The sequence below is a fragment of the Kluyvera sp. Awk 3 genome, from assembly GCF_028069715.1.
Lineage (GTDB): Bacteria > Pseudomonadota > Gammaproteobacteria > Enterobacterales > Enterobacteriaceae > Kluyvera > Kluyvera georgiana_A.
Map to the genome: position 1 here is coordinate 1 of NZ_JANEWH010000122.1, position 13,526 is coordinate 13,526.

14 protein-coding genes and 1 pseudogene are annotated in these 13,526 nt (G+C 51.6%); 7 read left to right on the forward strand and 8 right to left on the reverse strand.

Annotation, left to right across the window (positions count from 1 at the left end):
- Nucleotides 1-307: 307 nt before the first annotated feature.
- Nucleotides 308-899 (reverse strand): annotated as a pseudogene (locus NNN71_RS19695) (cysteine hydrolase family protein); the annotation flags it as partial.
- Nucleotides 900-939: 40 nt separating this feature from the next.
- A complete protein-coding gene (locus NNN71_RS19700; RefSeq protein ID WP_271459152.1) occupies nt 940-2,142 on the reverse strand; it encodes an MFS transporter in 1,203 nt (400 codons plus the stop codon).
- Nucleotides 2,143-2,227: 85 nt separating this feature from the next.
- Between NNN71_RS19700 and NNN71_RS19705 the strand changes: the two genes are divergently transcribed.
- Both NNN71_RS19705 and NNN71_RS19710 read left to right on the forward strand, forming a co-directional pair.
- A complete protein-coding gene (locus NNN71_RS19705; protein ID WP_271459153.1) occupies nt 2,228-2,878 on the forward strand; it encodes a GntR family transcriptional regulator in 651 nt (216 codons plus the stop codon).
- 273 nt (nt 2,879-3,151) lie between these two features.
- Nucleotides 3,152-3,772, forward strand: coding sequence for a histidine phosphatase family protein (locus NNN71_RS19710; protein WP_271459154.1), 621 nt, complete (start codon nt 3,152-3,154; stop codon nt 3,770-3,772).
- Nucleotides 3,773-3,878: 106 nt separating this feature from the next.
- On the opposite strand, the gene NNN71_RS19715 is transcribed toward NNN71_RS19710, so the two are convergent.
- Nucleotides 3,879-4,469 carry a GNAT family N-acetyltransferase gene (locus NNN71_RS19715; RefSeq protein WP_163449598.1) on the reverse strand — a complete coding sequence of 197 codons (591 nt, stop codon included), beginning with the start codon at nt 4,467-4,469 and terminating at the stop codon, nt 3,879-3,881.
- 226 nt (nt 4,470-4,695) lie between these two features.
- Here NNN71_RS19715 and NNN71_RS19720 point away from each other — a divergent pair, with 226 nt between their 5' ends.
- Nucleotides 4,696-5,172, forward strand: a complete 477-nt coding sequence (locus tag NNN71_RS19720; protein WP_271459155.1) for a GNAT family N-acetyltransferase — start codon at nt 4,696-4,698, stop codon at nt 5,170-5,172.
- Nucleotides 5,173-5,271: 99 nt separating this feature from the next.
- Here the strand turns inward: NNN71_RS19720 and NNN71_RS19725 are convergent, their stop codons facing one another.
- The gene (locus NNN71_RS19725) at nt 5,272-5,982 is read right to left on the reverse strand and encodes a YnfC family lipoprotein (protein WP_163449596.1); all 711 of its coding nucleotides are present in this window, start codon (nt 5,980-5,982) and stop codon (nt 5,272-5,274) included.
- 231 nt (nt 5,983-6,213) lie between these two features.
- On the opposite strand from NNN71_RS19725, the gene NNN71_RS19730 reads away from it, so the two are divergent.
- Together NNN71_RS19730 and NNN71_RS19735 are read left to right on the forward strand one after the other, a co-directional pair.
- The gene (locus NNN71_RS19730) at nt 6,214-6,531 is read left to right on the forward strand and encodes a YebG family protein (protein WP_223802579.1); all 318 of its coding nucleotides are present in this window, start codon (nt 6,214-6,216) and stop codon (nt 6,529-6,531) included.
- Between the two features lie 217 nt (nt 6,532-6,748).
- Entirely contained in the window at nt 6,749-7,135 is a 387-nt protein-coding gene (locus NNN71_RS19735) for a VOC family protein (RefSeq protein WP_163449594.1), read from the forward strand.
- Between the two features lie 69 nt (nt 7,136-7,204).
- Here the strand turns inward: NNN71_RS19735 and NNN71_RS19740 are convergent, their stop codons facing one another.
- Nucleotides 7,205-8,230, reverse strand: coding sequence for a zinc-dependent alcohol dehydrogenase family protein (locus tag NNN71_RS19740; protein WP_271459156.1), 1,026 nt, complete (start codon nt 8,228-8,230; stop codon nt 7,205-7,207).
- Between the two features lie 105 nt (nt 8,231-8,335).
- Here NNN71_RS19740 and NNN71_RS19745 point away from each other — a divergent pair, with 105 nt between their 5' ends.
- On the forward strand, nt 8,336-9,244 hold the full coding sequence (locus NNN71_RS19745; protein WP_167575886.1) for a LysR substrate-binding domain-containing protein: 909 nt from the start codon (nt 8,336-8,338) through the stop codon (nt 9,242-9,244).
- Nucleotides 9,245-9,348: 104 nt separating this feature from the next.
- On the opposite strand, the gene NNN71_RS19750 is transcribed toward NNN71_RS19745, so the two are convergent.
- A complete protein-coding gene (locus NNN71_RS19750) occupies nt 9,349-10,848 on the reverse strand; it encodes an aldehyde dehydrogenase family protein (protein ID WP_271459157.1) in 1,500 nt (499 codons plus the stop codon).
- Between the two features lie 233 nt (nt 10,849-11,081).
- Between NNN71_RS19750 and feaR the strand changes: the two genes are divergently transcribed.
- Nucleotides 11,082-11,990, forward strand: coding sequence for a transcriptional regulator FeaR (gene feaR / locus NNN71_RS19755; RefSeq protein ID WP_163449590.1), 909 nt, complete (start codon nt 11,082-11,084; stop codon nt 11,988-11,990).
- Between the two features lie 11 nt (nt 11,991-12,001).
- Here feaR and NNN71_RS19760 read toward each other — a convergent pair whose 3' ends face one another.
- Nucleotides 12,002-12,223, reverse strand: a complete 222-nt coding sequence (locus tag NNN71_RS19760; RefSeq protein ID WP_163449589.1) for a YgdI/YgdR family lipoprotein — start codon at nt 12,221-12,223, stop codon at nt 12,002-12,004.
- Between the two features lie 140 nt (nt 12,224-12,363).
- Nucleotides 12,364-13,428 carry a 7-bladed beta-propeller protein YncE gene (gene yncE, locus NNN71_RS19765; protein ID WP_167575887.1) on the reverse strand — a complete coding sequence of 355 codons (1,065 nt, stop codon included), beginning with the start codon at nt 13,426-13,428 and terminating at the stop codon, nt 12,364-12,366.
- Between the last annotated feature and the right edge of the window lie 98 nt (nt 13,429-13,526).

The following is a 13,526-nucleotide window of genomic DNA, read 5'->3' on the forward strand; positions in this document are numbered from 1 at the left end:
ATGTATTTATTGTCTATAATAGACATTTTGTACATTTAATCCATTGTTATTGCCGTATGCCATCTGCTGAAATCTAAGTCTCGGTGGAGGACTGTGAGGCATTGGTTGGCTCCGCCCTTAAAAAATCTTTAAATGTGGATGGGCAAGCTCTGATGTAAGGTGATTACTTCCGTCTGTCTCTCATAGCGGACCTTTAGCTCAGTCAGCAATGTCCGTTGCGTGCCAGAAGCGGACTTTATATAACCGGCAATCGCGCTTCTCCGGTCAACTCTACAACCCAAACGGTGGGTACTTCGACATCAGATATTTTATGCCCAGGCTTTTGATATTTCAGCAGAACCGGTAACAAAAGCATGTTGAGGCAGAATTTTTTCAAGTAAAAACAAATTGGTGTCATGATCTGGATCGGCACAACAATCTCTCGCAATCACAAGCTGGTAATCCAGGTCAAAAGCTTGCCCTACGGTAGACAGCACAACGCCACTTGTGGTGACGCCAGTAAGAATCAAGGTTTCTATTCCCTGCGCCCTAAGAACCAAATCGAGTTCAGTAAAGGAGAAAGCCCCCACTCTGCGTTTAACAATGACGACTTCATTCTCTTCAGGAGCGACATCTGCATGAATGGCCGTACTCTCGTTATCAACCATAAAAATGCCATTCTCTTTAATTGACGAGAAAATCGTGTTGTTGTGACTGACTTCAGGGTAACCCTTGCGGAATCCGACACTCACGTAGATAACCGTTACGCCAGCTGCGCGTGCGGTAGATATCAGCGATGCCGTGTTGCGAATAACATCCCTGGCACTCTCTTGCGGGAGGAAGTTGTTGAGGATGAGCATCTGAAAGTCCATTACCAGCAGCGCGCTATTTTTATTGATATTACTGAGTTGAGTCGTCATAAAATCTCCGGGATTTGCAGGTAAGAGGCAATGCCGTCAGTCAACGCGTTGCTGACTGACGATAAATTTTGAGGTTCCAGGCTGCTCCGAGCAGCAGTATGCAACTGGTTGCCAGGAAGACGGCTCGCATACCGATATGCCCGCCGACAAAGCCGCCGATCAACGGCCCGATGAACTGACCTGCGAACTGTGCCGCTACGGAATAACCGAGGATGCTACCTACCATTCCTTCTGGTACACGATGACGTATTACCGCCGCCATACATGGCAGTAATCCACCTAGTGCCAGCCCCATAAGAAAACGCAGAGCAATAAGCTGCCAGCCTGAGGAAACAAACGCCTGAGGAATAAGCAGAAAACCGGCTGTCGCCAATGCCATTGTGATAATGCGTAAATGTCCTATCCTGTCAGCCAGTTTTCCAAGCCAGGATGCAGAAATAATGCTGCCCAGGGCTGCGGCAGCCATTACATATCCTGCCACTTTGGTTATCTGAGAAGCGTCACTGACGAGAGTTCGCACATAGACCGTAATAATGGGCTCTATCGACATGTTGGCCAGCATCAGCAGCAGACCGGTGCAAAGCATGCAAATAATGACAGTACGGGCAGGCAACTGCGACCAGCTCACTGCCGTTTTTGCCAGCGTATTCTCAGGCTTTTGCACCTCTTCGCGAATGAGAGTGAGGGTCATGATAAAGGACAGAAATATCAGCGCACCTGCACAGAAAAACGTGGTTCGAATGCCGAACAGACCAGGTAGCCACCCTCCGGCAAGTGGACCGATAAGATTGCCCGCCATTACACCGGATGAAACAATCCCCAACGCCCAGGCTGCACGTTCTCTGGGAGCCTGGACTGCGATAAGAATTGTCGCACCGGATGAGTAGCCACCAGCCAGACCAACTAACAACCTGAGTCCGACAAGTTGCCATATATTGGTCACCAGCCCCATAAGCGAAACAGTCACCGCCATGCCAAGGCTGGCTCTCACGAGCATCGACTTGCGTCCATATCTGTCACCGAGTTTCCCCCAGACAGGGGCGATCAACCCGGCAGTGATAAACGTTGCGCTGAATGCTACGCCAGACCATTGCACGACCGCGGCATGCCCACTAACACCCAGTTCTTCGACATACAAAGGCAGAAACGGCAGCATAAGGGTCATTGCGAAGACCGTTGAGAACGAGCCAATGAAGCAAACAAGCAGGTTTTGCTGCCAGAAGCTGTTATAGAATTGGGTCATAGAAACACTCTTTCTTGGTATACCAATTTGGTATACCATATCGATTGCGCATCTTACTGTCAATTTGCGGGAGAACATTGTTGTTATGAGTCAAGCATCAGAAGTTGAAAACCAATTAAGAAAACTGATACTCAGTATGGAGCTGGGGCCAGGAGAACGACTTACCGAGCGCTGGGCTGAAGCAACGTTTAACGCATCCCGAACGCCTGTGCGAGCCGCATTACAAAAACTGGAGTCAGAAGGACTGGTCCGTCGTGATGGGCTGCGCTGGTTAGTGGCGCCGATCGATGTCGCAGAAGTTGAACAGCTATGTATTTACCGGGAAGTACTGGAAGTGGCGGCATTAAAACTAGCAGCCAGCCAGATGACAGAAGAACAACTCAACGGTCTGGAAAACCTGCTCAAAACGAAGACTGCCGATGTGTCAGAAGAGGTGATGGAGGATGCCGGGACACGATTCCATCTACAGCTGGCCCGTCTTTGTCAAAATGCGTTTATTTTCGAAGGGGTAAGCGATGCCCTGCGCCGGCTTTCACGGGCACGATGGCTCGACAAAGCACCATCGAATCCCGCATGGGAAGATCATCAAGAAATAATAGCGGCGCTTAGGTCGCAGGAGACTGAAAAAGCGGCAGAGTTACTCGCCGTTCATCTCAGCGAAAGCCGCCTCCGCCTACTGGAGGCCATCAATTCAAGTAGACGGAGCTTGAGGGCTAGAGGTATTGCTATCTCCTGATTAAGCGGTGAGTTTTTACGACAACATGACAGAGGTCCGCTTCACGCTCACAGCGGACCTTTAGCTCAGTCAGCATTGTCCACCTTGTGCCAAAAGCGGAAGTTAACTACGGATAAAATTCAGCGACTCACACCCAGAGCCGCAGCATAACGGCAATAAGCTACACTTGTTCATTATTTCCAAAACAGGAAAGTCTTCCGCTGCTTCAACGGTGTGTGTTTGACATCGCGCTGTTGGGACATTTTGATTAACAACGAGCAAGGCCCGCTAACGATGAAATTGATACTTGTTCGACACGCAGAAACAGAGTGGAATTTGGAAGGAATTATTCAGGGGCACAGCGATAGCTCCTTGACCTGTCGGGGTTTGCGTGAAACATCCGTCCTACTAGCAGCGTTTAGTGCAAGTGAGTATCAAATAGAGCGTGTTTACGCTTCTCCGCTTGGACGTGCCTGGCAAATGGGACAAAGCTTGGCTGAACACTTTCGCTGTTCACTGACGGCTGAACCGGCCCTTAAAGAGCAGGCCTTTGGTCAGTTTGAAGGTATGTCGTTAGGACTACTCAGACAAAAACATCCGAACGATGCAAATGCGTTATTCAGGCTTGATGCAGAGTATTGTCCACCTGGGGGGGAGTCACTGGCGCATGCTTCTCAGCGAGTTATGCGTTTTTTACAAAACCTGGAAGATACTTCATCACATCAACAAACAATATGTATTGTGTCTCACGGGCATGTCAGTCAGGGCACTCTGGCAATTCTTAAAGAAGGGACTGTCAATAATTTCCCTCGCTATGCTCACCCCAATGCAAGTTATTCTGTTATCGACCTGATTAATGGAAAATGTATCGGCCTAAAGTGGGGGATTGCTACACATTTACGTCACCTGAATTAGTGGTCACCTTGCAATCATTGAACACCCATTCTGCCAGAACCATCATAATTTAAGCACAATGTCAGCTCCTCGCTCACAGCAGACCTTCTGTCCGCAAAACCTTAGGTTATTTCTCTTCCCTGTAACGGGAAAGGCGGTGCTCAAGGTTAGTCCGAACCTGCGGCCACTCATCATCAATTATGCTGTAGCGTATGGAAGTCCGTTTTCGACCATCAGGCATAATGCGTTCATTTCTGATGATGCTTTCCTGAACCGCGCCAATACGGAGAATGGCTGCCTGCGAGCGCTCATTCAATACATCAGTCGTAAACTGAACGCGAACACACTTCAGTTGCTCAAAAGCGTATTGCAGCAGTAACAGTTTACTCTCGGTATTTGCAGCTGTTTTTTGCCAGCTTTGGGAATACCAGGTGTGGCCTATTTCGAGTTTTCGGTTTTCTCGATCAAGCTTCCAGAAACGTGTTGACCCAATGACGCGTTGGTCGGATGAGAGCGTTACCGCAAACGGCATGACTGTGCCTTCTGCCTGCCCCTTCAGGGCTTTCTGAATGTACGAATCGGCGGTGTCAGCAGACGGAACCACCGTAAATGGCAGGGACCAGAGTTCCCCATCCGCTGCCGCATCAATCAATAGCTGAGCATCTGTCTCAAGCAGAGGACGGAGCGTGACTAGCGATCCTTGCAATGTAGGCGTCATATTTGTGACCTCACCGTTATTTTGTGTCGATGGATTGGGCTGCGTAATCCTGTAACGGATGACTGACTATGCCCCGTTTGCACTGAATAATCGACTCACTGCTCATGATGGTAGCTTATCCGCTCCGTGCCAGGAACAGGCTTTCCTCTTTTGTTGAACAAAGATGTTGAAACGAAACCGTTTCATGATAAATCTATAAATATAATAAGACAAAAAGGAAAAACAATTGAAAATCAGACTTGCAGTACCTGAAGAGGCAGAGAAATGCTGGGAAATAAGGAATCTTTCTATCCGGGAAGGATGTAAACCAAGCTATTGTGCCAGGGTGCTTGAGGCCTGGACGCCTGAAGCTATGCCTGAACATTACAGAGAGGTTATTACGGAAAATCCTTTCTTTGTTGTCGAACTGCCTGACGCAGGATTGGTAGCCACGGGATATCTGGATCTTACCCAAGGTAGCGTAGAAGCTATTTTTACATTGCCAGATTATTTTGGTAAAGGTTTTGCTAGTCTGATTATTGAAGCGATTAAAGATGAGGCGATTAAAAGAGGCTTAAAACAGTTAACCTTAACCTCAACACCAAACGCGCAAACTTTCTACGAAAAACATGGTTTTATGTTTATCAAGGAAACGACATCCCCATCAAGACTTGCCCAAACAGATCTGCGTTGCATGGATATGTCCATTGCATTATCAGCCTGAGTTCCTTTTTGCTGTTGTTTCGCTTGTAGGCCTGATGACGCAACGCTTGTCAGGCCTACAGGTTCGTTGCGATACGTGACTATCGCGCTTTTGCACCAATCAGAAATATTCCGTTTCGTGGTTTGAAACCCAGAACAGAATTGAGCCACGATATTCCTCATTTGCAGAGGATATCAGCGAGCATTTATCGGCATTGCCATCAACAGTATAAGAACAACTCTGTTTCACGCGCACAGTCGATTCCCCTCTTTTCGACACGATTTCTGAATCAACAAACTGTGCGCTTCCTGACGGATAAAAAATACGCTGGTCGGTGTTATCCTGGTAGTTTCGGATACGTACGGGTAATTGGCTATTGCCATATTCATATCGTTCTACCACTTCGCCCGTACTTTTATCGACAATAGTCTCAAGCAACCCACGTATATTGTAGTTAAGGGTATATTGCCCTGTTTCATTTTCAAGCTCAGTGATTTCGCAGCGACCATTAATTTTTCCGGTAATGTGCTGACCATTAAAAGAGGTTAACGCCCCTTCTTTATTGACCAAATGAAAAATACGAGTGTTCTCCTTGTCAACCATATTGATATGAGTAAAACAGCCGTTACGGTCATATCTTACTTCCGTCATCACCCTGAGTTTGCCGTTAACATCCCGAATCCACTGCACACTATGTTTGACGTTGCCGATGGTTGGATCATGCTCAAACAAAAGAGCAGCATTTAAGACCGCCGGTTTAAATTGCGTAATAGCTGCGGCATTAAATGATGCAGCGAAAAGAAACAGACTGCAAAGCGCCCTTACTTTCATTATTTATTCCTTTATGCAAGCCGTTTATCAAATTTGTTGCAAATAGCCATGGGTATGTTCGGTGTCAGCGGCCGCTGTTAATACGGGAGAACCACCAGGCCATTCTAGCGTCTTCCTGAAACAAGTTATATTCCGGTTTCTGGTAGGGCTTGCTCGGCTGTGGGTATTTTTAGCTGCAACACGGCCTCTGACTTGATATGCTGGATATAATCACAGTGTAAGGGGCAAATCATGGCCGTTGAAATAAAATATGTTGTCGTAAGAAAAGGTGAAGAGAAAATGACATTTGCCAGTAAGAAAGAGGCTGACGCTCACGACAGACTGCTCGATATGGCAGAAGCGTTTACCGACTTCCTGTTGCAAAGCGGAATGCCGATGGATGAAACGCAGGCAGAAGATCTTGGTCTGTATCTCGCCGAGCAGAAAGTGACCGTGCAGCATATTTTACGCACCAGCAAGCTGCCGGAGATGAATACCGCAACGAAAACCGACACTCCAGCGTCTGATACGGCTGACAGTAAAAAAATTAAAGCCGTGAAGGCAGCCTGAATACCAGAACGTAACCTCACCGCTCCTGGAGCCGTAAGCAGAACACTGCTTGCGGCTTTTATTCTGCAAGGTGCCATCATCCATCCCTTGATGGACCTCATACATCAAGAATTAAGCGTATCTGGCAGGCTCTCATCGACAAATCAAAAGCAGGCTAACGTGTAAACTCATCGAAGATATCCACGTTCATACCCTATCTTCGCCAGGAGAGTCGCCGATGTTTAGCCACATGCGTATTGCCAGACCCGTCACCAATATTGAACGGTCTTTTTTGATGTACAGTCAGGGGCTGGGGCTGCAGAAAATTGCTGAATTCAACGACCATGACGGTTTCAACGGAATCATGTTAGGCCGGGAAGGCTTAGGCTGGCATATCGAATTGACTCATTGCGAATACCATCCGGTTCAACCGCTGCATACCGAAGAGGATTTACTCGTTCTTTATTATCCGGATGAAAAGGAATGGATGCATGCTTGCCAGAAAATGACCGATGCCGGTTTTATCATGACAAAATCATTCAACCCTTACTGGGACGTGAACGGGAAGACATTTGTTGACGTCGATGGATACAGAGTCGTTATCCAGAACAAAGCGTGGGGGTAGGACACGTACTCGTCAGCGCGTGTCCCCTGCTCGCCTGTATCCCGGTTAGTGCGGTGACCTCCCCGGCAATCAGTTAATCTGAATGACGATTTTGCCAAACGCGCCTTTATCGAGGTCGTTTAGCGCCTCTGGTAATTCGTCGAAGCGGAAAGATTTGTCGATAACCGGTTTCAGGGCAATCGTGTCAACGGCACGAACCAGATCTTCCAGCGCCCGCCGATGGCCAACGCCAATCCCCTGAACGGTTGGCGATTTGAGCAACAGTAATCCCCCTGGTGCTGAGGTGTCGTGCGTGTCCATCATCCCAATGAGTGAGATACGACCGTGCGACGCCACCGCGCGAACAGAATCGGCAAAATTACGGCCACCAACGGTATCCACAACGTGATCGATACCTCGCTGATGAGTCAGCCGATAGACCGCGTCAACCCAGTCCTCTTTGTTGCGGTTAATACCATGATCAGCGCCAAGGGCCGCCGCTGCGGCCAGCTTGTCGTCACTGGATGAGGTAATAAACACTTCGGCCCCCATCGCTTTGGCAATCTGAAGGACAAAGATCGCCACGCCGCCCGTCCCCTGAACCAGTACGGTTTCACCGGCATGCAGGTGGCCACGCTCAACCAGGGCAAACCAGGCCGTCAGCCCCGCACACACCAGCGTACTGGCCTGCGCGTCGTTGAGCGTTCGTGGCGCCGCAACCAGCCACCCTTCACGCATCACGACGTATTCTGCCAGAACGCCCTGGATAGCGTACCCCAGGGTGTTGTAATGCGGATTGGCGGCATTATTTTCCAGCTTGCCATCAATCCAGTCGGCGTTAAAAGAAGAAATCACGCGATCGCCAGGGCGAAAACGGGTCCCCCCAGGCCCAACGGCCTCAACCACGCCAGCCATATCGGAACCGGGGGTGAAAGGCATGGGAATACCGTTCCCCATTCCCCCTTCAATAATGACCTTATCCCGGTAGTTAAGAGCGACCGCATTCACCCGCACCAGGACTTCATTCTGGCCGGGCTGCGGGATTTCTGCTTCGGTGAGTTTGAGATTCTGACGTCCGGTTTCGTTTAGCGTCCAACGTTTCATCGTACGGTTCATGGCGATTCCTGCAAAGTTAATCACGGATGTTATGGATGGTAACATTGCGCTTTACGCTACAGTGGAGATAGTATTTCCTCTGATTGATTCCTGAATGGCAACAATATGAAAAGTGAATTGAACAGTATTCCCGTCTTTGTCGCCGCGGCTGAATCGGTGAGCTTTTCACAGGCTGCCGCCAAACTTCACGTCACGCGTTCGGCGGTAGCCAAAACCGTCTCCCGGCTTGAGGAAAGATTAGGCGTAACCCTTTTTAGCCGTACCACCCGCAGCCAGAGTCTGACCGACGAAGGCTCGCTTTATTACGAATACTGTCGCCGGGCGCTGGCGGAAATCAAAACGGCAGAGGATATCCTGGACAGCGGCAAACTCCAGGCAAACGGCAAACTGCGGGTCTCCGTTCCTGTTCTGCTCGGACACTTGTGTATTGCGCCGCTATTATCGGCGCTGGCAAAAGAACATCCGCAGCTGATACTGGAAATCTCGTTCAGCGATCGCCAGGTTGATTTGTCAGAAGAAGGGTTCGATCTGGCCGTCAGGATCGGCGCACTGGCCGACAGCAGTAGCCTGATTGCGCGGCAGCTGGCCTCGCACACCATGGTTTTCTGCGCCTCTGCGGATTATCTCCGCCGCGCCGGTGAGCCCACTTGTGCAGAAGACCTTCATCAACACGAGGCGGTGGCCTACATTCATTCCGGGCGCATTCTCAAATGGCGAGTGCAAAATGAGCGTGGGGAAGCAATCGAGATGAATCCTCCAGCCAGAATCATGATGGATGATATGCAGGCGGTAAAAGACAGTGCGTTAACGGGAGCGGGAATTGTCTGGCTGCCCTACTGGCTGGTCAAAGAGCAACTGCTTAACGGCGAACTGAAACAAATATTAAAAGCGCAGTCTTCGGGAACGTGGCCAGTTTATGCCGTATGGCTGAGAACGCCCCATCCTTCTCTTAAGGTCCGACTGGCCGTCGATAAACTGATAAGCGAGTTGCCCGCGATGATGACTGTCGCATAAATACCGGAACTCGCTTGGTTGCCTGATGGCGCTTCGCTTATCAGGCCTACAGATTATGGCGATAGGTTTAAGTATCGCCTCAACCGTAGGCCACCCGGCATCACTCAGTAACGAACGCACACCGACTTGGTTTCACACCAGTCGTTCAGCCAGTCCGGGCCAAAATCACGCCCCGTGCCCGACTGTTTCATGCCGCCAAACGGCAAGTTAGCATCAATCAGCGTATGGCTGTTGACCCATACCGTGCCGGCCTGCAGGCGGTCGGTATAGTTCAGCGCCTGGGTCAGGTCGCGGGTCCAGACGCTGGCGGTCAGGCCGAAGTCGCTGTCGTTGGCCAGGCGCAGGGCCTCTTCGCCGTCGGTGACGCGCACCAGGTTCACAACCGGGCCAAACACTTCTTCGCGGGTTAAGCGTAGGTTGGCGTCCGGGTTGATAACAAGCGTCGGCGGAATGTAGAAACCCTGCGCGTCCGGGCCAACGTTGCCGGCGATCAGCTCTGCATTCTGTTTACGTGCCTCGTCCAGATAAGCCGCCACTTTAGCGCAGTGCGCCTGAGAAACCACCGGGTTAATCTGTGTGGTCTCCAGCATACCTGGCCCCACCTGCAGCGATTTCACCGCCTGCTCGAAACCGCTCACCAGGGTGTCGAACAGCGGCGCTTCAATATAGATGCGTGAACTGGCCGCGCACACCTGCCCCTGATTGAGGAAGCTGCCGGTCATCAGCCCTTCAATCACCCACGCCGGGTCGGCGTCTTTCAGGACGATCGCCGGGTTTTTCCCGCCCAGTTCCAGCGTGACGCGGGTCAGCCTGTCGGCGGCAACGCGGGCAATCTGTTTGCCGGTGGCGGTCGAGCCGGTAAAGCTCACCTTGGCCACATGTGGATGCGAGGTTAACGCCGCACCGCACTCGGCGCCGCTACCGGTGACCACGTTGAAAATACCTTCCGGCACCCCGGCCTCGATAGCCAGTTCAGCCACGCGCAGCAGCGTCAGCGGCGTAGTTTCGGATGGCTTAATCACAATAGAGCAGCCCGCCGCCAGCGCGGGCATCACCTTCCACATGCCGATCATCAGCGGGAAGTTCCACGGCACAATACCGGCAACCACCCCGACCGGCTCTTTTTTGGTCCACGCCTGATAGCGCGCGCCCGGCGGGAACGGAATGGAAACATCCAACGTGCGGCCGCTGATTTTAGTGGTTAATCCGGCGGTGTAGCGCATCCAGTTCAGCGTACAGCCCACTTCGAAAGCGCGGGAGATATTGATCGATTTGCCCTGCTCCAGCGTTTCCAGCTGGGCCAGTTCTTCGCCGTTCTGTTCAACAAGGTCAGCAAAACGCAGCAAAATACGTTCACGTTCCGCAGGCGTTCGACCGGCCCAACTGCGGGAAACAAACGCGCGCCAGGCGGACATCACCGCGCGATCAACGTCAGCCGCGTTGGCATCAGCCGTGGTGGCAATCGCTTTGCCGGTCGCCGGATCCCAAACGGTGAGACGTTTTTCACTCTGCGCCGCCTGCTGCGCGCCATCAATAAACAGGCCATGCTGACGGTCTAAAAATTGCTGCACGCCTGGGAGCAGCGCTACCTGTGCTGAGGACATATCGTCTCCTTATTCTTCGCGGTTAGTCATTTCAGTCTACGGCGGGTCTGAAGAAGTCGCTTTTGTCTCTGTGACATTCGCTTGTGCGGCTGTGACAGACGCCGCAATTAAGCAGATTGCGTTGGCAGAAGTGTGTCGCAGGTAATAGTTCTTTCATATATTCCTGTGAACAGCCTTGTTTAAAGAAACACAAATGCAACAATAACATCACATTTTCATTGCAGAGATGACGTATGGCAGCGGTAAAAGGCGGTGAGACGTATCATGACTGGCTGGCGAAGATTAATCAGGTCTGCGGGCATTTTGCCGCACGTCCGCTGGAAGGCGACTTCCACGGCGAGATTGATACCAGCTATGCGGGCAGCCTGAAGCTCAGTACCGTCACCACCCGCAACGTCAATCTGTATCGCACGCGTCAGGAGATCCGCGGCGGCAATGACGCCTGGTTCTATACCGTTTTTCAGCTTTCCGGCGAAGCCAGCATTGAGCAGGACGATCGTCAGGTGTGCCTGCAAAGCGGCGACATGACGCTGATTGATGCTTCGCGTCCCTGTTCTATTCTCTGGCAGCAAACCTCGCGTCAGGTCTCGCTGTTGCTGCCTCGCCAACTGCTGGAAAACCAGCTGCGCGGCAGCGGAATTCGCGTCGCCACCCGTCTGGATAAATCGCTACCGATGGTACAGCTCAGCCAACGTCTGCTGCATGAGAGTATGAGCAGCCCGCAACTTTCGGCCAGCGAAAGCGAAGCGGCGCTCGATGCGATGGTCTGCCTGCTGCGTCCGATGCTGCATCAACAAGATGTCCAGCCCTCGCGGCGAGAGAAGCAGTATCAAAAAATCATGCGCTTGATCGACGATGCTATTCAGGAAGAACATCTGCGCCCTGAATGGTTGGCCAGCGAAACCGGGATGTCGGTTCGTAGCCTGTACCGGCTGTTTGCTGATAAAGGTCTGGTGGTGGCGCAATATATTAAAAATCGCCGTTTAGATTTATGCGCCCAGGCGCTGCTGAGCGCGCACGACGATGAAAAGCTGGCGGGAATTGGCTACCGCTGGGGGTTCAGCGACCACAGCCACTTCTCCACCGCCTTCAAACAGCGGTTTGGCATGTCGCCGGGAGAGTATCGTAAACGCGGCCGCTGAGGTCAGCGTAATCAGTTATCTTCGACCAGTTGCGCCACGTCACTGCTGTTAATTTCTCGCGCGTTGCCGTCCTGATCGGTATAGCTGGTCATACCGGTCTCTTTATCCAGCTGCGGCTTGCCGTGCGTCACAATCGTTTGTCCGCTTTTGGTGGTCATCACGTAGTTAGTGGTGCAACCCGCCAGCGCCAGAACCATCAGGCCCGCACACAGCGCATATAAAGATTTTTTCATGGTTTCTCCGTTCATTCTTCTACCCACCGTGGGGTTAAGTGGGTGCATTGTATGCCCGATGGCGCAAAATGAAATAAACCGGATGTAACAGAAGATAAATTAGCAGGATACGGGAGACGTCGACCGTCTCCCGTTAAAGGTTACAGCGCGATACGAATCACATCATCCGGGGCGGTCGCCTCTTTCTGACGAGTAGATTCCTGCTTCACGCTCACAAACAGCGTTTTGCCATCGGCAGACAGCGCCAGGCTGTTCGGGAAGGTCGGGGTCTGAATGGTTTTGGTCACCTTGTAATCTTTGGCGTCGATAACCGTCACGGTGCCCGCTTTGCGCTGGGTAACATAGACTTCATTACGCGTCGGGTTAAACAGCACCGCCAGCCCTTCTTTGGTATCCACCTTCGACAACACTTTGCCATCTTTCAGGTTCACCACCAGCAGTTCCGGCTGTTTCGAGTCGGTAATAAAGGCGCGCTGACCGGCGGTATCCAGGCTCAGGTTGATGTAGAAGTGTTCTTTGCCATCGTCCTGCAATTTCTGACGATTGACGATTTTGTTGCTCGCGGTATCAATGGTCACCAGCTCGCCGTCGGCGTTCGTCACGTACAGGCGCTGTTTCTCCGCATCAACCGCCAGCCCGGTGCCGAAGCTGCCGGTGCCTTCGATTGTGGTTTTCAGCGCGATTTTATCGCCATCAACCACCCATACTGCGCTGCCCTCTTTCCCAACACCGGTGATATACACGGTGTTGGTCTTCTCATTCACCGCCAGCTGACGTGGCTGCAGCGGTTTCACCGTTTCGCTACGTTGACGGCCATCAAGCACCAGACGCCCTTTCACGTCACCGCTTTTCGCATCAATGGCGGTGACAGCACCGTTGATGGTGTTGCCAAACCACAGCGTCTGGGTCTGCGAGTTCAGAGTGGCACCAAACGGTTTAAGATCGTTATGGATCGTTTGGGTCACTTCCAGCGTAGTCGGGTCCAGGCGGTACACCACCCCACCTTTATCCGTTTTACGGCTTTGTGAGGTGGCTAGCCACAGCGCATTTTCCTGCTGGCTGTAGGCCATTTCATATGCCCCTTTACCGACCGCTTTACGCAGCATTTCCTCTGCGGCCTGCGCGCTAAAGCTTCCCGCCAGCAGTAAGGCACTCAACAACAGAGAACGGCGCAGGCGCGGTGCGGACAATTGACGTAATGACATGACGACTCCCTTTGATGAACTTAATTGTTACTGCTCACATGGCTTCAGCCTTCGCAGCGTCATGGCGCTACGTTTTGTAGATGCGAATAGTAATCATT